Source organism: Natronoarchaeum sp. GCM10025703 (assembly GCF_042661985.1).
GTDB lineage: Archaea > Halobacteriota > Halobacteria > Halobacteriales > Natronoarchaeaceae > Natranaeroarchaeum.
Genome location: NZ_JBHSZF010000001.1, coordinates 1,987,928 through 2,013,254 on the forward strand (window position 1 = coordinate 1,987,928; position 25,327 = coordinate 2,013,254).

The window sequence follows — 25,327 nt, forward strand, 5'->3', positions numbered from 1 at the left end:
GCTTACTCGTGATATGATGTTCTTACTGCCGGTGAAGGGCCTCTAGCGCGGGAGTCAGAACGTCCCGAAGATTCGTACTGCCGTCGGAGTGGATTCACTCGCAAAGAACTGGCCTCGTAGGGCTGTAAAGACTACATTAAGAGGGGAAATAGCGGAGTAAGCGGGTTGTGATCGGTCTCGTAGTGAACGAACGCAATCATACGGCTACTCCCATCAGTTCCGTTCGGCGAGGAACGCTATCGCTTCGTGAACGTCGATCAGTCCGATGGCGACCGAGAGCACTGCCCAGATCAGGACCCCAGCAGCGATGACACCGGCGAGGGTGAGCAGTCCCGAGACGTGAGGAAGCGTGAGAAACACGACAAGACCCATGGCGAGGGAGATACCGGAGACGATGACAGCGTCGCGCACCATTTTTACGAGTTGGAGATCGAGTTCCCGGTGGATCACCAGTACGTTCGTGGCAGTGTACGCAGTAAACGTAATAACCGTCGCGGCCGCTGCCCCGGCGACGCCCAGCAACGGGAGCAACAGGAGATTCAAAAAGAAGTTCGCGATAGCTGTGAGGCCCTTCGCGATCGCACGAATTCTCGCCCGGCCGAGATAATCGAGGCTATCGGTCGTGATCAGGTTGACCGCGTTGACGAGGATGAATATACTGAGTATCTGTAAGACGGGGACAGCCCCGAGATACTCCGTCCCGAGGACGTGACGAATCAGCGGTTCGGCGACCAGTACAAGCCCGACCGCCCCGGGAATATACAGGAGTGAGACGTGTTTGAACGATTCCTCGTAGAGCCGTGCCGCTCTCTCCGTTTCGTTGGCGGACTTTTGCTCGCCCAGTGCGGGAGAGATGGTAAAGCCCAGCGAGCGTACCGGTACGGAGGCGAAATTGGCGACCTGCCTCGCTATCGTATAGAAACTCACTGCCGTAGAGCCCAGGATTACGCCGACGAGAACAGTGTCGACGCGCTTGTCGAGAACGTTCGCTCCGCGGGTCGCCGTCAGCGGAACGCTGTATTCCAGAATCCGACGTGAAAGCCCGTCTTCGAACTCCACTGCCGGATCGAAACTGCGGTAGAAGTAGACGTAGAGCCCGACGAGTCCGACCGTCACCGCGGCAATGTATCCCAGAACGTAACCGCCGAACGCGCCCAGTGCCTCGTACCCGAGCAGGACTAGCCCGACGGCGAACACGAGGCGAGTGACGTTCTCGATGATCCCCATCATAGCACTCCAGTCGACGCGGTTGAACCCCTGAAAAACGAGTATACAGTACTGGTAGATCGCTCGAAAGAAGAGGTATGCGACGCCGACGAGCAGGAACGGTGCCAATCTCGGTTCGTCCAGGAAGTTCGCGAGCCACTCTCTCGAAACGATCAGTCCGATCCCGACCAGAACCGCGAGCGTGACGATATACACGAGCGAGCGGCGGAGTATCAGCGGGATTTGCGAGGGGTCCTCCTCGAGATACTCGTTAACGTACCGGGCCGTCGATTTTGGGAGTCCGAGCGTAGCGAATATCGTAATGACGCCGATGACCGAGAGGGCGAAGTACAGGAGGCCATACTCGTCTCGACCGAGCAGGTACCGGGCGAGCACGATGATCATCGCCGCGTTGGCACCCGCCTTGATAATGCGCGAGAGCAGCGTAGCTTTCAGTCCGCGGGAAATACGTTGTGATAGTGACATAAGGAGGATGGAAGGCTACTGTCGGACCGAACCGGGAGCAACAGGCTGTCTCGTGATTGCACTCTATCAAACGGGTGCGGCATAGCGGCTTTGTTATACCTCCGTTACCACAGTTGATCGAACGGATGTGGAACTGCAGTTTCGCCCGCGCGTCGAGTCGGGTCCCGATACACAGGTATGCCGGTCAGGGTTGTACTCTCCCAGGTAGAATGATCACGGAGAGGCCAAAACAGTTTGCTGATAACTCCTGAACGAGGGGTCTCTCAACTGGCGTGTAGCGGGACCGCTTCACCTGGTAATACGCTCCTACTATCGTGTGTAGAACAGAACTGCGGCGGATCCGCACGGCACCCGGATCCGGCGCAGTCGCAGGAATCAGGGGACAGTGGGGCCCACAGAGTGGCGGGAAAGATCGACCTACCGAGCCGATACCCTGTCGCGCTGGGCATGGATCACCAAACCAAACAGGGTGCCGACAGGAACCGGTTCGTCGACGGCCGAACCGATCGGCAGAGCGGTCCATTCGTAGCCTCTGCAGAACAATAGTCGCATATCCGTATCGTTTCGGGAAAGAGATCCATAACAAAGAGTTGCACTATCTACTCATTGAGGTACATGCAGACACTGCTTGTTGGTATCGATGCAGCCTGTGCGCGGGTACTCGACCCGCTGTTCGAGGCAGGAGCGACTCCCACGCTCGAGGCTCTCTTCGAGGACGGTGTCTCGGGCGAGCTCGAATCGCAGATCCCCCGTGGACGCCGAGCGCATGGCCCTCAGTCTACACCGGCGTCAACCCCGGGAAGCACGGCGTCTTTAGCTTCCTGACGTTCGACGGCTACGACTGGGACGTCATCAACCGGACCGACGTAGACGAGTTCGCAATCTGGGAACTCCTCGACCGCAACGAGTTTTCGAGCGTCGTCGTCAACGTCCCCGTGACATCTCCGCCGGACGATATCGACGGGGCGATTGTTCCGGGCTACACCGCGCCGGAGGGGCCACCCTGCCAGCCGGAGGGAGTGCTTGACGACATTCGGGACGAACTCGGTGAGTACCGGATCTACGGAAGCCATCCTGCCGGTGATACCCCTGACGAGGAGAAGATCGAGGAGTACTGTGCGCTAACGCGAAGCCGCGGCGAGGCGTTTCGGTACCTCGCGGACCGGTTCGAGCCGGATTTCGGCTTCCTGCAGTTCCAGCAGACGGACACCGTGTTCCACGAGTATCCGGATCGCTGGGACGTGATCGAGCGGATCTACGAGACCGTCGACGAGCAAGTCGCCGCGATACTCGAAGAGTACGATCCGGACACCGTCGTCGTAGTCAGCGACCACGGCATCGGCGAGTACGAGGGCTACGAGTTCCGGGTCAACGAGTTCCTGAACGACGAGGGGTTCGTCGAACGTATCGCCGGTGAGAGCGGGATGCCCTCGTGGTCTTCAATCGCGCAGAACGAACTCCGAGAGGGCAATCCGGGGGCGAGCGAGGAGCAAACAGCCGTCGAGCGACTGCTGTCGGCGGCGGCCAAAGTCGGCATCACCAGCCAGCGGATGGCCACCGCGCTCGACCGGATCGGCCTGAAAGAGGCCGTCGCAGCGCGCGTTCCCGGGGACGTCGCCAGGGCCGCCTCCGAGAGTGTCGATTTCGAGGCCTCGACGGCGTATATGCGTGCCCGGATCGAACTCGGCGTCCGGATCAATCTACAGGGGCGCGAACCGTCGGGCGTCGTGGACCCCAGCGAGTACGATACCGTCCGGACGCGGCTCATCGAGTCGCTCCGAGGCGTCGAGACGCCGGACGGGGAACCGGTGTTCGAAACCGTCGCGCCGCGCGAAGAGTTGTTTCACGGCGACCACGTCGAGAACGCTCCGGACGTCATCACCATTCCGTCGTCGTTCGATCATTTCCTGACGGCCTCGCTCCGCGGCGAGCGGTTCGGATCGCCACAGGAACCCTGGAACCACAAGATAGACGGGACCTTCGCGGTATCCGGGGCGGCGATAGAAACGCCCGGGACGGCGACAGCGCATCTGTTCGACGTCGCGCCGACGGTGCTGGCGACGATGGGTGTGGCGGCGAGCGAGCGCATGGACGGCACCACGATGCCCTGTATCGAGCCAGCAGGGCGCGAATCGTATCCGGAGTACGAACGCGACGAGACGACCCGTACCGACGACGCACAGGTCGAACAGCAACTCGCTGACCTGGGGTACCTCGAATGAGTGTCGAAATCGAACTGTACGACGGGGACGACCGGGAGCGCTGGAACAGACACGTCGATCAGTCACCACAGTCCACGCCGTTTCACCGCTACGAGGCGCTCGAAGTGCTCGCCGACGCCTCGGGAACGGAACTGTACCCGATGGTCGGTTACAAGGGTCAGGAACCAGTCGGACTGTTGCCCGTTTTCGTTCTGTCCAAAGGGCCAGTCGCTGCGGCGTTCTCCCCACCCCCGACCTGAAGATCAGCTATCTCGGGCCGGCGCTCCTCAACTTCGAGAAACTCAAGCAACGCAAGGCCGAGCGGCGGCACGACAGGTTCGTGGAAGGGTGTATCGACCGCCTCGAAGCGGAGTGTAACCCGCGATTCGTACAGGTACGCTCCGGCCCGTGGTACGACGACCCCCGCCCGTTTGGCTGGAACGAGTTCAAGGTGACTCCGGCCTACACCTACGTCGTCGACCTCGATAGTGATCGGGACGAACTCATACAGTCGTTTAGTAGTGATGCCCGACGGAACGTGAGGGGCAGTACCGACGCTGACGTCGAGATCAAGGTGGGTGGCCGGCGGTCGATCAAGCGGATCATTACGCAGGTGACGGAGCGACACGAGAGACAGGGCGAAAGCTACAATCTGACGCCGGAGACGGTTACTGCACTCTACGGGCGCCTCGGCGAAGAGACCGTTCGCCCGTACGTCTGTACGGTCGACGGGGCGTTCGGCGGCGGCGTCGTGACGCTCGAGGACAGCGGCACGATATACCGGTGGCAGGGCGGCGCGAAACCGGAAACCGACGTTCCGATCAACGACCTGCTGGACTGGCACATCATGACCGACGCGATGGACCGCGGGACCGGGCAGTACGACCTCGTGGGAGCGAACAATCAGCGCCTCTGTGGCTACAAGGCGAAGTTCGCTCCCGAACTGAAACTCTACTACAGTATCCAGCACAGTTTGCCGGGGATGGGGTTGCTCTCGGGCCTGTACAAACAGATCCGGTAACAGCCTCAAGGCCCATACAGCGCAACCCCCGGATGTCCGTGCGGAACGATGAGACTGTTCGGAGTAGCACCGTCTTACTCCGAGGTGAGACCCGGAAGAGAGATCCTTGGGACCAGGTCAGAGCAGGACCGTCGACGGCGGTAGGGTCGACGAACTCCTCCCACAGCAGTACTCGACCAGTGGCGTTACCGGTCGTGCAGAGTAAGCACATGAGAACTCACTCTCCCTGCCGGACGTTCGATACCGCCTTTGAAATCCCGTAAGATAGCTATAACAAAGCCTCGAAAAGCGGCAGTTGCATATATCCGAATCATGCATCCTGACAGAGCGTTTATCCTCGGGTTCGACGGACTACCCTGGAATCTCGTCGAACGGTGGGCTGGCGAGGGGAAACTGGAGAACTTCGCGAGACTGTTCGAGGAGGGGGCTTCGGGGCCACTCAGGAGCACCACCCCGGCAGAGACGGCCCTGGCCTGGCCCTCGATTTCGACCGGTGTCCGAGCGGATACACACGGGATCTACGATTTCCAGAAACTGTATAGCAACTACACACACCGGATGAACACGAGCAGCGACCGGGAGGGCACGGCGCTCTGGGAGCACCTCTCACCGGCCGTCGTCGGCAACGTCCCGATGACGTACCCTGCCAGCGAGATAGATGGGAAGATGGTGACCGGGATGATGACGCCGTCACTGAACGAGGATTTCACCCATCCCCCCGAATTGAAAGCCGAGATCGAACGCTCGATTCCGGACTACGAGATCGGTCTCCGGTGGGTCGAGTACGCCGATGCCCCCGACCAACTGGGTGCGGATCTCCAGGCGAGCGTCGAGAACCGACGCGCGTTATTGCGGATGCTGATGGATACCGACGACTGGCGGTTGTTCTTTTTTGTGTTTACGGCACCGGATCGCCTGCAACATCTCAACTGGGACGAGACGGTATTGCTCGAGCACTACCGATATCTGGACGATATCCTCGGCGAGGTGATCGACTACACCGAAGAGCGCGGAGCGAACCTCTTCGTCGTCTCGGATCACGGGTTCGGCCCGATATCGAAAGCCGGGTACCCGAACCATGTTCTGGAGCAGAACGGATTGCTTGTCCGTGAGCAAGGGAACAGCAAGCGGGGCGTGCTGGAACGACTCGGGATCACGAAAGATGCCGTCGAGTCCCTGCTCACTAGACTGCCAGTCAGCGAGTCGCAGCTAGTCGACATCCTTCCCCAGCAACTTACGGATACGGTTGCCAGACAGATTCCGGGTGATCATCCGCTCTACGACGTCGATTTCGACAACACGACGGCCTTTTTCCACGGGACCAGCAATCTGTATGTGAACAGGACGGATCAGTTCGACTGTGGGACAGTCCCACCCGAGGACGTCGACGACGTCAAGCGCACTCTGCAGGGCATTTTCGAAGACACGACCGACCCGGAAACCGGAGACCGGATCTTCGAACTCATCGACGGCGACGAACTGTTCCCGAACGACGACCACTCTCCCGATTTCGTCGTCGAGGGGCGCGAGGGGTACCTGGTGCGGTCTGCGCTGAGCGAGGACGTCGTTACCGATACTGGGTCGATGGAAGCGACGCACGACCCCGAGGGAATATTCTTCGCGCTTGGACCATCCGTCGAAGCCACGGAGGTAACCGATGCGACGGTGTACGATGTCGCCCCGACGGTACTGCACAGCATGGGTGAGACGATACCGAAGCAGATGGATGGGGAAGTGCTGAAACTGCACTGACGCTCGACACTGCTCCTCGACGCCAGAATATCCAACACCGACAGGGCGAAAGGGCGACCAGCGAAGATGACGATTTCGGGGAGGTCGAAGACAGACTACGCGGGCTGGGATATATCGAATAGCGACGACGGGGCCGCCTACATGTCGATTGGCGGAGGATCCTGGAAAACGGCCTGGCCCACCTGACCGTCCTCAATGAGTGTCGTCAGAAACGTCGTCGTGTCGATTTTGTCGGAGAGCAACTGCTGGCGGCGTTCCTCCCAGTCGGCGTCGTCGTCCTCCAGAATCTCGACCGCGCGCTCTATAGCCGCGGCGTGTCGGTCATCATCCGAGTAACTGAAGACGAGTTCGTACTCCTCCTGAAGTTCGCGGATGTTACCCATCCCGCTGATCGTCGTGACGAGTATCGCCGGGGTGCCGAGAACGGCGCTTTCGGTCGCCATCGTCGCGCTCTCGCCGACGAAGAGGTCGGCATGGTAGATCAAGTCATGGATCCGTTCGGGCGGTGCGGCGAACTCGTGGGAGCGTAACTCGGGCGGCAACTCCCCTTCGGCGCTGATAACGACAGTCGCACCCGTGGCTTCTAGACGGTCGACCACGTCGGTGGCGTCATCGAGACCGGAGTTGCCGATGTCGTGGGTGGCTTCCCAGGAAACCAGCCGTAACAGGACGATTTGGTCGTCAGGGGAGAGTCCCATACCGTCGAGGACACCGGGATCAGGAGTGAAGCGGTCCGGATGCAGATACGCCAGTTCGTGATAGCCGGGATACTTGATATGGTTGTCACCGACGTGATCCCGGTAATACTCCGGGCTACAGACCTGATCAGCCATCGGATAGACGAATCGCTTTTGATAGGTCACGTGCTCCGTATCGGTGAACACGACGCTTCGACTACCCAGCATCGCGGCGACGTGGACGACTCCCGGTTCGCCGATTGCGACCATGACGTCCGGATCGATCCTGCGGGAGCGCCTGAATAGACGCCACTCGTAGGTCAGTTGAACCATCGCCTTCCCGACCAGTCCACCGGCCGCGCCAGCGAGCACTTCGTGCTCGATTCCGTACGCGTCGAGCAGTTCGAGCGCGACGTCTTTCTCGCGGGCGAAGACGTGCACGTCGTGGCCGCGGGCTTCCAGTTCCCTGATGGCGTTCCGGAAGAAATGGACGTGAGCGGGATGCTGGATGGTCACGACGACATCGAGCGTCCCGCCGTCCGACTGCGTCTTCAGAGCGTCGCTATCGAGCGTCTCCAGATCGGAAAGTTGGTCGTCGGAAGATTGTCCGAACATCGTCATGCGACCGCATCGAGCCCCCGTTTGGCGACGTTGGCCGCGTAGTCTTTTGCCGATTCGACGACGAGTTCCCGTCGGCTTCTCGCCCACCGGTTCGGATGCGAGAGCAGGTAGAGCCGTGGGAGGCGGCGGGAGCGCAAGCGAGCGATCAGTTCCTCGGTCGCGTCGACCTGTATCTGTTTGTCTCTCCCATCCATCGTGTGGTCTTTGATCTTCAATGCGCCGTCTCGCCAGGTGCGTCCGGTATCCCAAAAGTAAGTGACGGCCTCGGAGTCTATCGAGCGGTATGCCTCTCCGAGCAGGTCGTCCGTGGCGAACTTGTTGTCCATGGACCAATCCTCCCACATGTCCCGATTATCGGTATCTGTCAGCGGATTCCCGTGCATACAGACGGTGTCGACCGTGGCGTGCTTGCGAAGGCGCGCCAGTTCCGTAACAAACGGGTCGTGTGCCGCCTCGACAGCGCCCTCGGTCCGATCCATGTCCTCGTAGCGGTAGCCGACCTCGTGACCAAGCCGCTCTATCGTCCGGATGATCTCAGGTCTGAACGTCTTCTCGATCGTTCTGAAGTAGTAGGTGCTCGCGACGCCGTGTTCGTCCTCTAGCCGAGCCATCGCCAGTGCGTTCTCTGGCTTGCGGTCGACGTCATGACGAAGGATCACGAACCGCTCTGGGAGCGTCTCGCTCGCGAGATACTCCCTGACAGTGAGAAACTCATAGCCCGCCTCCAGACCCGCATCAATGAGGTCGGCGTAGATCTCGAAGGTGAAATCGCTGGCCATAACGTGGATGGAACGTCACCCTACCCGAGTATAGTAACGACTCGCCTATGCCCGCTGTCGAAAACGGTAAGTGTCTGTTATGGACCGATATACGTCGCCTCACCCGACTCTTCGAGGGGAGTCGTTTATGACTTGGCCGGTGAGCGACACCTGGCCAGCGCCTCGAAGTAGTGTTTCAGCTCCCGATCACGGGCGTCGATCACTTCACGAAGTTCGCGCTGTGAGACGTCCGGGGGAACGCGACCGCAAGCCTGACGTCGTCCCCATCGAGACCGATCAGTACCTGATCGTCCTCGCCGTTGCGGTGCCAACTGACATGAACGCCGTCGGGATCGATGCTCGACATGGCTACTCCACCGTGACGCTTTTGGCGAGGTTGCGGGGTTTATCAATCGCTCTATCCAGGGAGTTCGCGACGTGGTAGGCAACGAGTTGCAACTGAACGTTCGCGAGCAGTCCGGCGATATCCGGATGGTTCTCCGGAATGGTGATGGCCTCGTCGACGGTGTTGATCACCCGCTGGTGCTCCTCGCTAACGATACCGATTACCGGTGCGCCGCGTGCCTGCACCTCTTCGACGTTGCTGAGCATCTTGTCGGTGTAGCGCCCCGTGAAGACGGCAAAGACCGGCGTTTGCGGCGTCACGAGTGCCAGGGGGCCGTGTTTGAGCTGTCCGGCGGCAAAGCCCTCGGCGTGTTCGTAGGTGATCTCTTTGAACTTGAGTGCGCCCTCCATCGCGACGGGATGAGCGATGCCGCGGCCGATGAAAAAGTACGAGTCCATCCCCCGGTACGCGTTGATAACGTCTTTCGCGTTCGTCTCGTCGAGGACACGGTTGACCATCTCCGGCAGGTCGGCCAGTGCAGTCAACAGACTATCGGCCTGGTCCGACCGCTGGCCGGTAACGTCATCGCAGATCCGCTCAGCAGGAGACCCAGCGAGACGACCTGCGAGGAGAACGTCTTGGTTGCCGCGACGCCGATTTCGGGGCCCGCACGGATGAACAGTGCTTCGTCGCACTCGCGGGCCGCCGTCGAACCGACGACGTTCGTCAGCGCGAGGGTGCGAGCACCCCTCCATCGCCCGGCGGAGCGATTCGAGCGTATCGGCAGTCTCGCCGCTCTGTGTGACGCCGATGACGAGCGTATCCTCGTCGACCGGTGCCGGGAGCATCGCGTACTCACCAGCCCGGAACGTCTGTGAGCTAATGCCGCGGCGGGCCAGCATCGCCTGCCCGTACAGTGCTGCATGGTAACTTGTGCCACAAGCGACGAACTGTATAGAAGAGATGTCGGCGAACGCTCCCGGTGGGAACTCCTCTAACTTGATAGCCGGCGTCGACGACTCGTTATTCTCGGAGTCCGACAGGTTGATCCGCCCTTCGATCGTCTGAGCGAGCGAGGTGGGTTGTTCACTGATCTCCTTGCGCATGAAGTGGTCGTACCGCCCCTTTTCGGCGTCCTCTGGCGTCCAGTCGATCGTCCGCACGTCGCGGGAGATGGGATGGTTCTCGGTGTCGGTGATCTCGTAGCCGTCCTGGGTGAGCGTCACGATATCACCGTCCTCGAGGTAGACCACCTGATCGGTGAACTCCAGAAACGCAGGGACGTCGCTGGCGAGATAGTGACAGCCGTCGTCGAGACCGAGCACGAGCGGCGACCCGCGACGGGTCGCGTAGACGGCGTCGGAGTCGGCCGCCATCGCGGCGATTGCATAGCTACCATCGAGTTGCGTTGCGACACGACGGAAGGCTGCTTCTATCGAATGCCCCTCGTCGAGGTGTTCTTCGAGCAGATGCGGGATCACTTCGGTATCGGTTTCGCTTTCGAAGTGGTGCCCCCGGTCTTCGAGCCCCGATTTGAGTTCGTCGTAGTTCTCGATGATCCCATTGTGGACAACCGCAATGGAATCGGTACAGTCCGTGTGGGGATGGGCGTTCGTGTCAGTCGGCGGCCCATGTGTGCTCCATCGCGTATGACCGATGCCGATCTCTCCGGCCGGGCTAACCTCGCGAGCGCGGGATTCGAGCTGGTCGATCTTTCCCTCTCGTTTGTGAACGCAGAGACCGTCGCCGTTTTTCAGTGCGATCCCTGCCGAGTCGTAGCCGCGGTACTCGAGGTTCGAGAGTCCGGTTAGTAGTTCGTCGAGAGCGTCGCCCTGTCCGACGCGTGCAGTGATTCCGCACATGCTATCACCGCCCTCTTCCCGTGAGCGGGGAATCCCTCGACGCTGACCCAGGCCCTGTACGGACCTGAGAGTGATTGGCATGGCGATACGACGGGTCTGTAACGGTTCGTAGCACGATCATGGATGTCCTCGGTACGCCCCGGCGAGTCCGGGAGACGGTTACTGAATCGTAACTGTCCCTACTCTTTGTTATAGATCAGATGCAGTTTCGACAGTAAATGCCTAGAGCGGATAGGAACCGTATACGCGCCGGTAACCGACCGATGGTTCTGATTGAAAAACTGCCCGCATAGCGTCCTCACTCCTGACGAGCACGCGTGTGAACTGCCGCACAGGCGGCGAGCGCGCCGATCATCAGCAGGACGACTGCAGTACCGAGCCAGTCGACCGGGTAGAATCCCGCCTGTCCGATTAGAAAGAGACCAGCCCCGACGAGGGTGATTCCCAGATAGTAGCGGGGCCATGGCGTCTCGTCTTCGCCGTCCACGTCGAGATACTCGTCGAGTTGGTCGGCGTTCTCCCCGAGTTCGATCGTGCCACGATTACGATCGAAGTCCACTACCCCTGCGTCGTTCATCTTCGGCAGGTGGCACTGATACAGTCCGACGTACACGCGCTTTCGCTCGCCCGACGTGAGCGCCGCAACTGATTTGTCGTTTTCCAGCGCGGCGACGTGCTCCGCGAGGCTCCCGAGATCGATCGATCCATCTTCTTGTTCTTTCAGATGGTGTAGAACGCGTCTACGCCGTCGATTTTTCAGTATCTCGAAGATGATGTCCAGCGGCAACTGCGATGTCTCTGGTTCGCTCTGCTCCACCTCAGCCGACTCTTCTTCCGCCTCGTCAGGCGACTGTGTCGCCTTCTCGGACGCCGTTTGACCGACATTAGTGCTGGTCATACTCTTTCCCCCAGTCGTTAGCTCTCCGTATTCCCATTTATGCTCGTTCATGATTTCCCCCATTGTCTGTTGCGGACTTGCTTTGTTCTACTACGCGGTACGGGTTGTCTTCGCGTATCGATTCGTTCTGTCTATCTGAGTAGTCAACGTCATGCTTTGTAAACTTAATCAAACCAAAGTGATGGTTTCACTTCTGTCGGCACATCACATCTTACCTTTTCTTATACTGGGGTTGCTAGTTCGCAACGAACAGTAAGTCACGAATTATCGACGGGTTTTGTAACGACGGCCGGGCCTGAGGCGATCGGAACGAAACTCGATGTAGAGAACTGTCCACCCCTGAAAAATGGCGTTTAACGCCCTAAAACACAATATATGTTGTTTTCGCAAGTGTCTTATCGGAGCCTGCCATGCAGTTTCTCCTGACAGGAAACTGGCGTTCGTGGTGGACGAGTTCGGTATTGATCGGCTAGTCCTCGGGGAAACCCGTGGACTGAACTGGCCGTACATATGCGAATATCTCCCGTACATAACAGATCGATACAGATCCTCTAATATTGAAAGATCGTGTGATTTCACCCAGCTGATTATATTATCTAGGAGAAATACGATCTTATATACTGATCCCGGTCGCTCGGCGAAGTGTTCCCAACGCTCCCAGCCCGAGCCACGCGCCAGCTCCACGCACTCGATTCACGACCCGGCGAAGCGGAGTACGAGGGTCATGCAGGGAACCGTCTCGGTATCACCAACAATACGCGATCGGCAGCAGCAAAAGGAGACCTGTGCGCCCTATAGCTCGCCTTCAATCGCCTCGACCTGTTCCTGATATCGGTTCCTGATCGTGACCACCGTGACCTGCGCGACGTCGGCGACGTCACGCTGGGTGATCTCCCGATCACACCGCTGGGCCGCCAGATAGATGGCGGCCGCCGCACAGCCTGTCGGCGATTTGCCCGAATGGACGCCGCTCTCGACGGTCGTTTCGAGAATCTCCTTCGCAAGCTGTCTGATCTCGCCGTCGACATCTAGCTGTGAGCAGAAGCGCGGCAGATACTGGGTGGGATCGACCGGCTCCATTATCAGTTCGAGTTCCTGGGAGATGTGTCGGTACGTGCGACCGATCTCCTTTCGGTCGACGCGGGAGACCTCAGCCACCTCGTCGAGGCTTCTGGGGATGTTTTCCTGCCGACAGGCGGCATACAGAGACGCCGTCGACACGCCCTCGATCGATCGGCCCCGGATCAGGTCTTCGTCGAGCGCCTTCTGGTAGATGACGCTCGCAACCTCCCGGACCGAGTGGGGAACGCCGAGCGCGCTCGACATACGGGAGATCTCCGAGAGTGCCTGCTTGAGGTTCCGCTCGCCGGCGTCGCCGGTGCGGATCCGCTGTTGCCACTTTCGAAGGCGTTGCATCCGACTTCGCTGTTCGGGCTGAATCGTCCGGCCGTTCGCGTCCTTGTCGCGCCAGTCGATCTTCGTGGTCAGCCCCCGGTCGTGCATCAGCTCGGTCGTCGGTGCACCAACGCGGGATCGCTCCTGTCGCTCGGAATGGTTGAACGCCCGCCACTCTGGCCCGTAGTCGATCGACTCGTCTTCGACGACCAGCCCACACTCGTTACAGACGAGTTCGTGACGGTCGGAGTTGTGAACCAGCGTCCCGCTCTCACACTCCGTACACGTAGAGCCCTCGTGGGAGTCTTCGATGTTCTCCTCTGACTGGCGCTTCGTGCTGCTGTATGTGTTCATGTTAGTCATGGTTCTCTTTGGGGGTGCCGACTGTTAGGTTTAAGTCGGATGAGGCCGGCATCTGGTACTTAACCCTCACCATCGTTCGTCTCACAAACTGGGTGTAACGGACTTAGTTATAAAGTGTCTAGCGACGTTATAATTCGGTGCATAATCACCGCCAGCGTAGCGGTTACCTACAATACCTCTACTTACGATGCTCGGGCGCGAGTACTCTCACCTTTGTGCTAAATAATACCAATAATCGTGACTCGCCGGGCGGTTGGGGCCGCTTCGGCCAGTTATAACACTACTATGCCAGGATTAGACGTTCCTACTGTGCAAGCGTCGTTCCCGCCGGATGAGCAGCATCGTAAGTACACATTGTACACATTGTGAAATGTCTGACATAGCGAACTACTCAGGTGAGGCCCCCGGCCTATGTCCGTTCCAGTATCGGTCTGGTAGGCGGTAGATATATGTCCTTCTTCTGTGCAGTAGTTACTAGACCAGTACCAGTCTACTGACGGGGGATTGCACAATGTGCACGATGTATTGTCGCAATGCAGTCGGTGGCGTATGGGGCGACGAACTGGATGAGCGGGACCAGCGACCGGATCGTCGCCCTGACTCGCTCCGGGGCGGGATCAGTGACCAATGGTCGCTCCGGAGGGATGGCCGATGACCGAGAAGGACTCCGATGGTAGGACGAACGGCAGGGACACTCCGTCGGAAAGGGACACCGTGACGGATCGGCCAGAAGGGTCAGCCGCCGATACGGGGGCAGACGAGACGGTGGGACCGCCCGAAGTGATCAGCATCGAATCGCTCGCGGATATCGTCGACGACGTCATCGACGAGGACACGCGAGCGCCCGCCGAACTCCACACACAGCCAGCGTTCGAGTTCGACGCCACCACCCAGCAAACGATGTACGTCCGCCCGTCGAGCTGGCAGGCCATCGAGGACGTGGAGGCGCTCGTGGACGCACGGCTCAGAGCTGATCACGACGTCCGGAACCTGACGGGAAGCGAGTTTTACGATGCTGTCCTCCGAGTCGCCGCGAACCACGAGGAGGAACTGATCCACGCAGTCCTCGCAGCGCGAGCGGGCGAGGAGTGATCGATCAGTCAGTGCTCGGTCCGAGCGGAACCACCGGTCCGGTCGCCGCTCTCGAACGGATAATGCACAGTGGCAGTCTCGGCTGTACACCACAGACACTCCTTTTCGACCAGAACGACGTCGTCGTATCGGTGGGACGTAGATTCCCAGTCGTGTAGCCCCAGCCGACACTTCAACCGATGAATCTTCATCGTTGTGTATTATAGTTACGGCTACGGATAGATAAACCTCCACCTGCGCCGCCGCTTTCTCGCCCGGGACGTCGACGTAAAATCGCCCATATTCCGCCGCCTCCGGGGGAACTAAGCCCGCCGAACAGCCAACTGTACAGTATGGATTTCGACCGATTCGGCTTCGGCACCTATCAGATGACGGACCGTGACGAGTGCATCACCGCTGTCGAGACGGCGCTCGACATCGGCTACCGCCACATCGACACCGCACAGGGCTACGACAACGAAGCCTACGTGGGCGAGGCACTGGCCGACTCGGCCGTCGACCGCGAGGACGTGTTCGTCGCGTCGAAACTCGCCACAGCCAATCTTGGATACGACGACGTGGTCGCGACGACCCGGAAGAGCGCAGAACGGCTGGGCGTCGACACTATCGACCTGATGTACGTCCACTGGCCGCTCAACACGTACGATCCCGAAGAGACGCTGTCCGGACTCGCCGCCATCGCCGAAGAGGGAGTCGTCGATCACGTCGGCCTTTCCAATTTCACCCCGAGTTGCTGAGGAGGCCATCGACGGCCTGAACGATCGGGGCGTGTCGCTGTTCGCCCATCAGGTCGAGTGTCATCCACTGCTCCAGCAGGAGGAACTGCGCTCGTACGCCCGCGAGGACGATCACTGGCTCGTCGCGTACTCGCCCATCGCTCGCGGCGAAGTGTTCGACGTGCCCGAGATACAGGATGTCGCCGAGAAGCACGACGCGACGCCCGCACAGGTCAGCCTCGCGTGGCTACTGGCAAAGGAGAACGTTGCGGTGATCCCGAAAGCGGCGACACCGGCACACATCCGGGAGAACTACGGCGCGGTCGATCTCGAACTCGACGAGGAAGACGTCCGGAAGATCGACGGTATCGACCGGGAGCACCGGGTGGTCGACGGCGACTGGACGCCCTGGGAGTAAGTATCCGGGGGAACGGTTTTGTCGATTCCGCCGTAACGAATATCGAATGATAGCAGAGCGCATCCTCAGGAGGGACCGGCGGCGATGACCGTACTCGTGCTCGGCGATGGGCTGTTACGAAAGCGTGGGCCGGTCGCCCGGCGTCCGGACGAACCGATCCTGCTGATTGAAGCGGAGTCGTTTGCCCGCCGACTACCGTACCATCCGCACAAACTCACGGTCGTCTTCAGCGCGATGCGGCATTTCCGGGACGAACTCAGGGAGCGCGGGCGGACGGTTCGGTACTACCAGGCCGAGAGCTTCGACGAAGGGCTACGACGGTACTTCGCCGATCACCCTCGCGACGAACTGGTAGCGATGCGACCGGCGAGTGCGAACGGCGCAGAGCGGTTCGACGACCTGGTCACCGACCACGGCGGGACGATCGAGTTCGTCGAGAACGAACTGTTCCTCTGCTCGCCCGAAGAGTTCGACGAGTGGGCAGGTGACCGGGAGGGCTACCGCCACGAAGAGTTCTACCGGTTCATGCGCACGAAGACCGGCTACCTGATGGACGGGGACGAACCGGTCGGCGGCGAGTGGAACTACGACGAGGAGAACCGCGAGACGCCCGACGCGGAGTTCAGTGCGCCGGAGCCACCCGCGTTCCCCCGGACGAGACGACCGAGGCCGTCGCCGAGTGGGTCGAGAAGTCCTTTGACGGCGGCTACGACGACCCACCGTGCGGCGGCGACTGGGCCGACCCTGAGCCGTTCCGCTGGCCGGTGACCAGAGCGGCGGCGCTCGACGCCCTGGAGGCGTTCTGCACCGACCGACTCCCGGCCTTCGGCCCGTATCAGGACGCGATGGTCGAAGACGAGTGGGGCATGTATCACGCCCTGCTCTCCCCGGCGCTGAACATCGGCTTGCTCCATCCCACCGAAGTCGTCGAACGCGTGATCGAAGCGGGCGAGGACGACGCAGTGCCGCTCAACAGCGTCGAAGGGTTCGTCCGGCAGGTGATCGGCTGGCGCGAGTTCGTCCGCCACGTCTACCGACGGGAGATGCCCGACCTCGGCGAGGCGAACCAGTTGGATGCCGAGCAGGACCTGCCGCCCGCCTACTGGACCGGCGACACCCGGATGAACTGCCTGCATGAGAGCGTCGAGGGCGTCCGCGAGCGCGGATACGCCCACCACATCCAGCGGCTGATGGTGCTGTCGAACTTCGGACTGCTCTACGGCGTCGAACCCGCACAGCTGAACCGGTGGTTCCACGCTGGCTTCGTCGACGCCTACCACTGGGTGACGACGCCGAACGTCGTCGAGATGGGGCTGTTCGGTAGCGGCATCTTCGCGACGAAGCCGTACGCCGCCTCGGCGAACTACATCAACAAGATGAGCGACTACTGTAGCGGGTGTGAGTACTACCACACCAAGACCACCGGCGAGGGTGCCTGCCCGTTCAATGCGCTCTACTGGGACTTCCTCGACCGGAACGGGGACGAACTACGGGACAACCACCGGATGGGGCTGGTCTACAGCCATCTGGACAACAAAGACGACTCCGAGTTGAACGCCATCCGCGAGCGCGCGGAAACGCTCAGGGAGCGCGCACGACGCGGAGAGCTCTGAGCCGTCGTGCGCCCGATATGTGCTGTCGGGGTCGCTCTCGGGCCGTCGGAACCGTCGCGGGGTATTTTGTAGCGCTCGGTACAAGTTCAAACGGATCATGTACGACCGCATACTCCTGCCGACGGACGGAACTCGCGGGTCCGACAGAGCGACCCGCCACGCGATCGGACTCGCGGCGGCGCACGATGCGACGCTGTACGCACTGTACGTGATCGATCAGGACGTCTATCAGGCATACGGCGGCGACGAGTACGTCCACGACAGGGAGGGACTGGAGTCCGCGCTCGAACAGCGTGGGACGGACGTGCTCTCGGAGGTCGAAACGCAAGCCACCGGGGAGGGTATCGAGGTCGTTACGCTGCTGGAGCGTGGCGTCCCACACGAACAGATCCTCGACACGGGGAGCGAAGTCGACGCCGACGTGATCGTACTGGGGACGGAGGAACGTCCGGGCGAGTATCGACGATTACTGGGTAGCGTGACCGAGCGCGTCGCCCGACGGGCCAGCAGGCCGGTTTCAATAGTAAAGACGCCGCCGGACGCAGACGAGGAGTAACGACGGATTCAGTCTCGGTCGATCCGTTCGATTTCGTCGAACTCGGTCGCAAAGCCGGCACCGAACGCCGTCGCTGGCGTCTGAAACCCGCTCGATACGGAATCGTCGAGCAGTCGACTCACCGCCTCTACGGTGGTCAGTCTCGTCGTTTCGTACGGATCGGGCGTCCGAAGCCGTCCAGTGACGGAGTCGCCGTCCTCGTTCGAGACCCGCCCCCAGACGTGACATACGTTCTCCGCCCGCTGTTCGGCCGACGGCCCCGTAACTGTCGCCTCGACCAGTCGCTTGAGCAGTCGCTGAACCGGTTGCGCCCGCAGTACGGGCCCGAGCGGTCGCGTACGGCGCATAACGGTGATTGCTGGCCCCGGGACGGCGGTGTACACCTCGATATCGCCGATCCCCGTCGAGTGATACGCAGTCACGAGGTCCCCCAGGGAATCGTCATCGTCGGCTTCGGGCCATCACCGAAGTCTATCTGCCGGCGCTTGCTCGCGACGGGGACGTGTTCGATTCGTCCGTCCTGACGGATTGCGCCCGGCGATCCCAGCCCCTCGACGAGTGCTTTGGCGGTTCCCTGGGAAATCGTCGTGCCGCCGTCGATGGCGAGTTCGAGGGTCGTCGCCTCGGGCAGTTCTCCAGCAATACTCGCTGCCAGACAGTCGCTCGGGACGACGTCGAAGCCGACCCCAGGCAGGAGCGTCACTCCGGCCTGTTCGGCGTCCCGATCCAGGTCGGCGATCCGGTCGATGACTTCGTACTCGCCGGTGACGTCGATGTAATCTGTCCCGGTCGCCAGACACGCCGACACGAGGGGTTCAGCCGTTGACGAAAACGGGCCCGCACAGTTCAATAGGACATCGACGTCGTCTAGCTGATCCGCGATAACGGTCGGATGTTCGAGACTGAACACACGGTGTGGGCAGTCGAACTCGGTGGCCTGGCGTTCCACCGGTTCGGCGCGACGCCCCGCGAGCATCGGTGAGAGTCCCCGAGAGAGGGCCTGCTCGACGGCGAGGGACCCGGTGAAGCCGTACGAGCCATAGACGAGGAAATCGGCGCTCATGGCCGTCCTTCGTCACAAACGAACAAAAAGGCGCTGTCGGTGGGGTGCCGCCGCCGCATCGCCCCGGTGAAGACCGCTGGCTGATCAGAACGGGAGCAGGACCCAGCCACCGGTCTCGAAGACGCCCCAGAGGACGACGGCAACCGCAACAGAGACGTCAGGACTCGCCGTGACGCTGTGCTTGACGCCGGCAAACACTATCGGGGCGGTACTCGCCGGACCGGACGTGCAGAGTCAGGCCCTGGACACGTCGATACGACGCTTACCCGACAGGCTAACTATCCGAGATTCCAGCCCAGTCCAGGGACCGCTCGACCGCTTCCGACCACTGACTGTACAGTCTGTCGGCCCGCTCGGACTCCATCTCCGGTTCGAACTTCCGATCGATCTGCCAGTTGGCGGTGAGTTCGTCGAGGTCGGACCAGTAGCCGACGGCCAGACCGGCCGCGTAGGCCGAACCCAGCGCCGTCGTCTCGTCGACCTGAGGCCGAACGATACCGGTGTCGATGATGTCGGACTGGAGCTGACAGAGGAAGTTGTTTTTTACCGCGCCGCCGTCGACGCGCAGGCTCTGCATGTCGATGCCGCTGTCCGCTTCCATCGCTTCGGCGACATCGCGAGTGCGGTAGGCGATTGCCTCCAGGGTCGCTCGAGCGATATGTTCACGTCCCGTTCCACGCGTCATGCCGACGATCGTCCCGCGTGCCCGCTGATCCCAGTGTGGCGCACCGAGGCCAGTGAATGCGGGAACGAAATAGACGCCATCGCTCGAATCGACGCTGCGCGCGAGCTTTTCGGTCTCAGCAGCGCTATCGATAAGTGTGAGGTCTTCGAGCCACTCGATCGCTGCACCGGTGATGAAGATCGACCCTTCCAGTGCGTACTGGACGGGTTCGCCCGAGCGCTGGAACCCGACCGTCGTGAGGAGACCGTTTTCACTGGTAACGGCCTCGTTACCCGTGTTCATCAGGAAGAAGCTCCCAGTCCCATAGGTGTTCTTGGCGTCGCCGGCATCGAAACAGGTCTGGCCGAACAGTGCAGCCTGCTGATCACCGAGTGCTCCTGCGACCGGGATTTCAGCCGCAAGAAAGCCGTCGGGATCGGTATGACCGTAGTGCTCGTCGTCGCTGGAGGGGCGGACCTCCGGCAGCATCTCACGGGGCACGTTGAACTCCTCACAGAGTTCGTCGTCCCACTCCATCTCGTTGATGTCGAACAGCATCGTCCGGGACGCGTTTGTCACGTCCGTAATGTGGTTGCCCGTGAGGTTGTAGATGAGCCACGCATCGATCGTTCCGAACAGTATCTCCCCGTCCGTTGCCCGGTCGCGGACGTCGGCTGGGCGTGCGCGCTGGGTCTTGATCGGGTCGGCGTTGTCGAGGAGCCACTCGGCCTTCGTTGCCGAGAAGTACGCGTCAGGTTCGAGACCGGTCTTTTCCTTTACATCGTCGGCTTTACCCTCGTCCTGCAGCGTCTCGATGCGGTCGGTCGTTCGGCGGTCCTGCCAGACGAGCGCGTTGTGGAGCGGTCGGCCGGTGTCTGCGTCCCACAGCAGTGTCGTCTCGCGCTGGTTGGTCACACCGATTGCTTCGAGCTGGTCCGCACTGATGCCCGCATCCGCGAGCGCCAGCACCGTGACGTCTTTCGTGTTCTCCCAGATTTCGCGGGGGTCGTGCTCGACCCAACCGGGTTCCGGGTAGATCTGTTCGTGCGTTTCGTAAGCGTTCGCCACGACTTGCCCGCTGTGGTCGAACACCATGAATCGCGTTCCTGTCGTCCCCTGATCGACTGCGCCGACGTAGGTGTTATCTGTCATGGTTTGTGGTCCGAGTTCTCCCCAGCCGAGTGTCGGTAGCCCGGTGGGGAGTTCCAGTAGGTCCTTGATAATGAAGTTGACAATATATGATATAAAGTTTCCCCCGGCGATCACCAGACCGGATCAGTGCCGTTCCGTGACAGCCGATCGGTTGGTCTCGAATGCCGTGTCGCGTCTCGGAGCGTGACTGGGAGAGACCACCCCCGCTCGGGCCATCACCAGTAATCGGGCTTGTATACGTTGAGAACGACTGTCACGACTAGAAATGAAAATGCACTAATAATACCTGCAAAGAGACCGGTAACGGCACGGACGAACACCGTTTCGCCAGTCAGGGTGAGCGCAACCACGATGGCGACGATGCCGACGACCACGAGCAGTTTCCGAACATCGCGGCGTTCAAGGCCGAGTCGATCAAGCATAGGTTTCCGAACCCCGGAACCCATAAATTTCTTTATGTTCGTCACACGTCTTTTCGTCAGAACTAACAAGATTTATATATACTGAATGTGCCGATTGAATTGTGCAAGAAGAACAGTTCTCGGATCGCGTGCTGAAAGCGGACCAGTGGAGCAGGGCCGCCGCAGTCGGCGTTGCGGTCATCGCGTTTTTCGGCAGTTTACAGCTCACGGGAGGGATCCAGTTCAGTTCGATCACCGCGGCCGCAGCGGGAATCGGTGCCCGGTTTCTCATTCCGTACCAGGTCAGTATGTCGGTCCCGGCCGAGGACAGGGTTCCGCTCGAAGAGCATCCGGCGACCGGGAACTTCCATCACGGGGCCGTCGGCGCGGCGCTACTGCTCGGTGCGCCGGTTACGATTGCTGTCATGTATCTGCACCCCGTATTCCTGACGGCCATCGGTGTCGGCACGCTCGTTTCGGTTGTTGCTTTCTCCGTGCTATCACAGCTTCTACCGCGATAGTTCACCGGCACTAGCTGATATGTTTTTGTGATAGTCTCCCGAAAATTCTGAATGGGATCATGTACGACAAGATACTCTATCCGACGGACGGTAGCCATGGCGCCGAAGCGGCACTCCCACACGTGCGCGATCTCGCTTCGACGTACGATGCAACGGTCGACATACTCTACGCCATCGACACGACAGAGGTCGGCATCGGGATGGTTGGCCACCAGGACACCGAGAGCGAGCCCGGCATGGTCGGCGGCCACGGTCGGGATAACGGTCCGGGGATGGTCGGCCAACAGCCGATGCCGGAGGAGACCCGTGAAGCGCTCGAAGAACAGGGGGAAGCGGTGGTCGAACACACCGCCGAACAGCTTGAGGGGATCGATACCCGGACGGTCGTCGACTCGGGGGATCCCTATCAGGTAATCCTCGATCACGCGGCCGAGGAAGGGATCGATCTCGTCGTGATGGGGACGCATGGACGGACGGGTGCTGACCGATATCTGCTCGGGAGTATCACCGAGAAGGTCGTCCGGACGTCGGATATCCCCGTTGTAACGGTGCGGGCCGAGGCCGAAGAGTAGTGGCCGATCCAGTAGAAACGACAGTGCCATCGCCTGACGGCACGTAACCGAGATTCGATATTTTCCGTGGCTATCGCTATCGATCAGCGAGACACAATAAAAAAGACGGCTGAGTTACCGACTTAGACCGTACCGGGGACCCAGACTCCCCAGGCGAAGATGCCTGCGAGGAACAGGATACCGATCGTCGCGGTCGTCACGACGATGGATGCCGCCGGCGGGTCGAAGTGGGTGTCGGAGTGAGCGTAGAAGATACGCTGGAGGAACTCGCCTGCCAGCGCACCGTAGAGTCCGAAGATTGCACCGACGATGATCGCTCCTGCCGCACCGAACGCGATCCCTGCCGACGGATCCACACCGAGGGCAGTCATCGTCGACTCGTTCGTCGCCGCGTACGCCGTCGCGGCGGGCAGAGTCATGTGGTGGGTGACCGGGATCCGGCCGATTCCGAGGTTCAGGAACAGCAGTGATGCTGCGCTGATACCGAAGCCGGCGAACACTGCCACGCCACCGTGGCCAGCGCCGACGATCATTCTGTGCGTGATGACCGCGGCTGCGAGACCGGCGACCACGCCGATCGTCGCCACATGGGACCACTTGTACATCTCCGGCAGCCACGGCTCGACTGCGAGACGGTCGGCTCCGTCTTTCTCACCGTCACCGACGACTTCGCCGGCGTCACGCGTCTCTTCGCGCTCGAACGGCGACATATCGAGGATACCGTCGGCTTTGTCGCTGACGATACCGATGACGCTGTAGCCGAAGACGAGTCGGTGGACGAGCGCGCTGATCACGATACTGAGCGGGATCGGATCGAGCGGTAGCGCGAGTTGGCGTGAGAGTTGTTCCAGAAGCAGTCCGAACGCACCGAATGCGGCCCCGACGGCCAGTATATCCGGTCTACTACCTAACGCAAACGTAATGTCTTTCCCGTTATGGTAGTCGAAGCCGGATTCCATCTTTCCGCGACTGGCCGCGTACGCCGCTGCTGCGGCACCGCCAGCGAAACTGATGTGGGGGCCGAAGACGGGGCCGAACCCGACGCCGACGCCGAAGCCGCCACCACCCAGCGACCCCGCGATGACGAGGAAGCCGGTGAAGACGAAAGCTGGAAGCGCACCGAGTGCGGCACCAAACGCGCCGCCTGCCAGTGCACCGAGCCAGAGTTCCGGTTGTGTCAGCGAGTCCACAACATCTTCGATTCCGCCCGGACTGTACTCCGGTGCCGAGACCTCCAGAATGAGGTCCGAGACGTCGAGTGCCGAAAGTGCGAGGTCAGGTGCAATCTCGACTACCACGTTTAGTCACCACCATCGCGAGCCCAGTCGCGGGAGCGATCAACGGCGTCCGACCAGCGGTTGTACATCTTGTCCGCTTCGTCGTTCTCCATCTCCGGTTCGAACTCGCGGTCGATCTGCCAGTTGGCGGTGAGTTCGTCGAGGTCGGACCAGTAGCCGACGGCCAGGCCAGCCGCGTAGGCCGAACCCAGCGCCGTCGTCTCGTCGACTTCCGGACGCGCGATGTCCGTGTCGATAATGTCGGACTGGAGCTGACAGAGGTAGTTGTTCTTGACCGCGCCACCGTCGACGCGCAGGCTCTGCATGTCGATGCCGCTGTCGGCTTCCATCGCTTCGGCGACGTCGCGGGTCTGGTAGGCGATTGCCTCCAGGGTCGCGCGAACGATGTGTTCGCGTCGCGTTCCGCGCGTCATGCCGACGATTGTCCCGCGTGCACGCTGGTCCCAGTGGGGAGCACCGAGGCCAGTGAATGCGGGGACAAAGTAGACGCCATCCGTCGAATCGACACTGCGCGCGAGCTCTTCGGTCTCGGCGGCGTCCTCGATCAACGTCAGGTCTTCGAGCCACTCGATCGCTGCACCGGTGATGAAGATCGACCCTTCCAGTGCGTACTGGACGGGTTCGCCCGAGCGCTGGAACCCGACCGTCGTGAGGAGACCGTTTTCACTGGTAACGGCTTCGTTGCCCGTGTTCATCAGGAAGAAGCTCCCGGTGCCGTACGTGTTCTTGGCGTCGCCAGCATCGAAACAGGTCTGGCCGAACAGTGCAGCCTGCTGGTCACCGAGCGCGCCGGCGACCGGTACTTCCGCGTTCAGGAAGCCGTCGGGGTCAGTGCTACCGTAGGTCTCCTCGTCGCTGGAGGGGCGGACCTCCGGCAGCATCTCGCGGGGCACGTTGAACTCCTCACAGAGTTCGTCGTCCCACTCCATCTCGTTGATGTCGAACAGCATCGTCCGTGAGGCGTTGCTCACGTCCGTGATGTGATTGCCAGTCAGGTTGTAGATAACCCAGGTGTCGATAGTGCCAAAGAGCACGTCGCCCTCAGCGGCGCGCTCCCGGACGTCGGCGGGCCGTGCGCGCTGGGTCTTGATCGGGTCGGCGTTGTCGAGGAGCCACTCGGCTTTCGTCGCCGAGAAGTACGCGTCGGGTTCGAGACCCGTCTTTGCCTGCACCTCGTCGGCCTTGCCTTCGTCCTGCAGCGTCTCGATGCGGTCGGTCGTTCGGCGGTCCTGCCAGACGAGCGCGTTGTGGAGCGGTCGGCCGGTGTCTGCGTCCCACAGCAGTGTCGTCTCGCGCTGGTTGGTGACGCCGATGGCTTCGAGCTGGTCGGGCGTCAGGCCAGCGTCGTTGAGCGCGTCCTGCATGACCTCTTTCGTGTTCTCCCAGATTTCGCGGGGGTCGTGCTCGACCCAACCGGGTTCCGGGTAGATCTGTTCGTGTGTTTCGTAAGCGTTCGCCACGACCTGCCCGCTGTGGTCGAACACCATGAACCGTGTTCCTGTCGTTCCCTGGTCGACTGCGCCGACGTAGGTGTTGTCTGTCATGATTTCGTTTGGTTGGTTTGCGTCCAGAGTTGGTCGTATACGATGTCCTTACACGGCTGTTTACTCGTAGCGCCGTGATATCGGTAAACAACAAGTACATTCATTATAAATGTTTCCACTCAACGGCACAA

At 60.8% G+C, this 25,327-nt stretch carries 19 protein-coding genes and 5 pseudogenes; 11 read left to right on the forward strand and 13 right to left on the reverse strand.

Annotated features, from left to right (window positions below; translation table 11 throughout):
- Window positions 1-213 precede the first annotated feature (213 nt).
- Window positions 214-1,692, reverse strand: a complete 1,479-nt coding sequence (locus tag ACFQH2_RS11035; RefSeq protein ID WP_377053582.1) for a flippase — start codon at window positions 1,690-1,692, stop codon at window positions 214-216.
- Window positions 1,693-2,307: 615 nt separating this feature from the next.
- Between ACFQH2_RS11035 and ACFQH2_RS11040 the strand changes: the two are divergent.
- The 4 genes and pseudogenes from ACFQH2_RS11040 (at window position 2,308) to ACFQH2_RS11055 (ending at window position 6,788) form a co-directional block, all read left to right on the forward strand.
- Window positions 2,308-3,914, forward strand: a pseudogene (locus tag ACFQH2_RS11040) (alkaline phosphatase family protein).
- On the forward strand, window positions 3,911-4,153 hold the full coding sequence (locus ACFQH2_RS11045; RefSeq protein WP_377076738.1) for a hypothetical protein: 243 nt from the start codon (window positions 3,911-3,913) through the stop codon (window positions 4,151-4,153). Before ACFQH2_RS11040 ends, ACFQH2_RS11045 begins: the two are co-directional and overlap by 4 nt.
- 80 nt (window positions 4,154-4,233) lie before the next feature.
- A complete protein-coding gene (locus ACFQH2_RS11050; RefSeq protein WP_377076739.1) occupies window positions 4,234-4,914 on the forward strand; it encodes a GNAT family N-acetyltransferase in 681 nt (226 codons plus the stop codon).
- A gap of 312 nt (window positions 4,915-5,226) precedes the next feature.
- Window positions 5,227-6,788, forward strand: a pseudogene (locus ACFQH2_RS11055) (alkaline phosphatase family protein).
- Window positions 6,789-6,803: 15 nt separating this feature from the next.
- Here ACFQH2_RS11055 and ACFQH2_RS11060 read toward each other — a convergent pair.
- The 6 genes and pseudogenes from ACFQH2_RS11060 to ACFQH2_RS11085 form a co-directional block, all read right to left on the reverse strand.
- Complete coding sequence (locus ACFQH2_RS11060; protein ID WP_377053590.1) at window positions 6,804-7,958, reverse strand: DUF354 domain-containing protein; 1,155 nt, start codon at window positions 7,956-7,958, stop codon at window positions 6,804-6,806.
- A 2-nt stretch (window positions 7,959-7,960) separates the two neighbouring features.
- A complete protein-coding gene (locus ACFQH2_RS11065; RefSeq protein ID WP_377053592.1) occupies window positions 7,961-8,743 on the reverse strand; it encodes a hypothetical protein in 783 nt (260 codons plus the stop codon).
- Window positions 8,744-8,942: 199 nt separating this feature from the next.
- Window positions 8,943-9,089 carry a hypothetical protein gene (locus ACFQH2_RS11070; RefSeq protein WP_377076740.1) on the reverse strand — a complete coding sequence of 49 codons (147 nt, stop codon included), beginning with the start codon at window positions 9,087-9,089 and terminating at the stop codon, window positions 8,943-8,945.
- A 2-nt stretch (window positions 9,090-9,091) separates the two neighbouring features.
- Window positions 9,092-10,930 (reverse strand): annotated as a pseudogene (gene glmS / locus ACFQH2_RS11075) (glutamine--fructose-6-phosphate transaminase (isomerizing)).
- Between the two features lie 298 nt (window positions 10,931-11,228).
- Complete coding sequence (locus tag ACFQH2_RS11080) at window positions 11,229-11,828, reverse strand: DUF7344 domain-containing protein (RefSeq protein WP_377053598.1); 600 nt, start codon at window positions 11,826-11,828, stop codon at window positions 11,229-11,231.
- 792 nt (window positions 11,829-12,620) lie between these two features.
- A complete protein-coding gene (locus ACFQH2_RS11085) occupies window positions 12,621-13,577 on the reverse strand; it encodes a transcription initiation factor IIB (RefSeq protein ID WP_377053600.1) in 957 nt (318 codons plus the stop codon).
- 542 nt (window positions 13,578-14,119) lie between these two features.
- On the opposite strand from ACFQH2_RS11085, the gene ACFQH2_RS11090 reads away from it, so the two are divergent.
- The 5 genes and pseudogenes from ACFQH2_RS11090 to ACFQH2_RS11110 all read left to right on the forward strand — a co-directional run bounded on the left by ACFQH2_RS11090 (window position 14,120) and on the right by ACFQH2_RS11110 (window position 17,981).
- Entirely contained in the window at window positions 14,120-14,263 is a 144-nt protein-coding gene (locus tag ACFQH2_RS11090) for a hypothetical protein (protein ID WP_377076741.1), read from the forward strand.
- 37 nt (window positions 14,264-14,300) lie between these two features.
- Complete coding sequence (locus tag ACFQH2_RS11095) at window positions 14,301-14,678, forward strand: hypothetical protein (protein WP_377076742.1); 378 nt, start codon at window positions 14,301-14,303, stop codon at window positions 14,676-14,678.
- Between the two features lie 332 nt (window positions 14,679-15,010).
- A pseudogene (locus tag ACFQH2_RS11100) lies at window positions 15,011-15,812 on the forward strand (aldo/keto reductase).
- 84 nt (window positions 15,813-15,896) lie between these two features.
- A pseudogene (locus tag ACFQH2_RS11105) lies at window positions 15,897-17,425 on the forward strand (cryptochrome/photolyase family protein).
- A 97-nt stretch (window positions 17,426-17,522) separates the two neighbouring features.
- Window positions 17,523-17,981: a universal stress protein gene (locus ACFQH2_RS11110; protein ID WP_377053608.1), complete on the forward strand. Its 459-nt coding sequence runs from the start codon at window positions 17,523-17,525 to the stop codon at window positions 17,979-17,981.
- An 8-nt stretch (window positions 17,982-17,989) separates the two neighbouring features.
- On the opposite strand, the gene ACFQH2_RS11115 is transcribed toward ACFQH2_RS11110, so the two are convergent.
- From ACFQH2_RS11115 to ACFQH2_RS11130, 4 genes are all read right to left on the reverse strand, one after another.
- Entirely contained in the window at window positions 17,990-18,403 is a 414-nt protein-coding gene (locus ACFQH2_RS11115) for a hypothetical protein (protein ID WP_377076743.1), read from the reverse strand.
- The gene (locus ACFQH2_RS11120) at window positions 18,400-19,044 is read right to left on the reverse strand and encodes a saccharopine dehydrogenase family protein (protein WP_377076744.1); all 645 of its coding nucleotides are present in this window, start codon (window positions 19,042-19,044) and stop codon (window positions 18,400-18,402) included. Before ACFQH2_RS11120 ends, ACFQH2_RS11115 begins: the two co-directional genes overlap by 4 nt.
- A 274-nt stretch (window positions 19,045-19,318) precedes the next feature.
- Window positions 19,319-20,860, reverse strand: coding sequence for a glycerol kinase GlpK (gene glpK / locus ACFQH2_RS11125; RefSeq protein ID WP_377053612.1), 1,542 nt, complete (start codon window positions 20,858-20,860; stop codon window positions 19,319-19,321).
- A gap of 215 nt (window positions 20,861-21,075) precedes the next feature.
- Window positions 21,076-21,282: a hypothetical protein gene (locus ACFQH2_RS11130; RefSeq protein ID WP_377053614.1), complete on the reverse strand. Its 207-nt coding sequence runs from the start codon at window positions 21,280-21,282 to the stop codon at window positions 21,076-21,078.
- A 101-nt stretch (window positions 21,283-21,383) separates the two neighbouring features.
- On the opposite strand from ACFQH2_RS11130, the gene ACFQH2_RS11135 reads away from it, so the two are divergent.
- Both ACFQH2_RS11135 and ACFQH2_RS11140 read left to right on the forward strand, forming a co-directional pair.
- The gene (locus ACFQH2_RS11135) at window positions 21,384-21,782 is read left to right on the forward strand and encodes a hypothetical protein (RefSeq protein WP_377053616.1); all 399 of its coding nucleotides are present in this window, start codon (window positions 21,384-21,386) and stop codon (window positions 21,780-21,782) included.
- Window positions 21,783-21,841: 59 nt separating this feature from the next.
- Entirely contained in the window at window positions 21,842-22,354 is a 513-nt protein-coding gene (locus tag ACFQH2_RS11140) for a universal stress protein (RefSeq protein ID WP_377053618.1), read from the forward strand.
- Between the two features lie 122 nt (window positions 22,355-22,476).
- On the opposite strand, the gene ACFQH2_RS11145 is transcribed toward ACFQH2_RS11140, so the two are convergent.
- Both ACFQH2_RS11145 and glpK (ACFQH2_RS11150) read right to left on the reverse strand, forming a co-directional pair.
- Window positions 22,477-23,652 carry a hypothetical protein gene (locus ACFQH2_RS11145; protein ID WP_377053619.1) on the reverse strand — a complete coding sequence of 392 codons (1,176 nt, stop codon included), beginning with the start codon at window positions 23,650-23,652 and terminating at the stop codon, window positions 22,477-22,479.
- Between the two features lie 2 nt (window positions 23,653-23,654).
- Window positions 23,655-25,196: a glycerol kinase GlpK gene (gene glpK / locus ACFQH2_RS11150; RefSeq protein WP_377053621.1), complete on the reverse strand. Its 1,542-nt coding sequence runs from the start codon at window positions 25,194-25,196 to the stop codon at window positions 23,655-23,657.
- Window positions 25,197-25,327 lie beyond the last annotated feature (131 nt).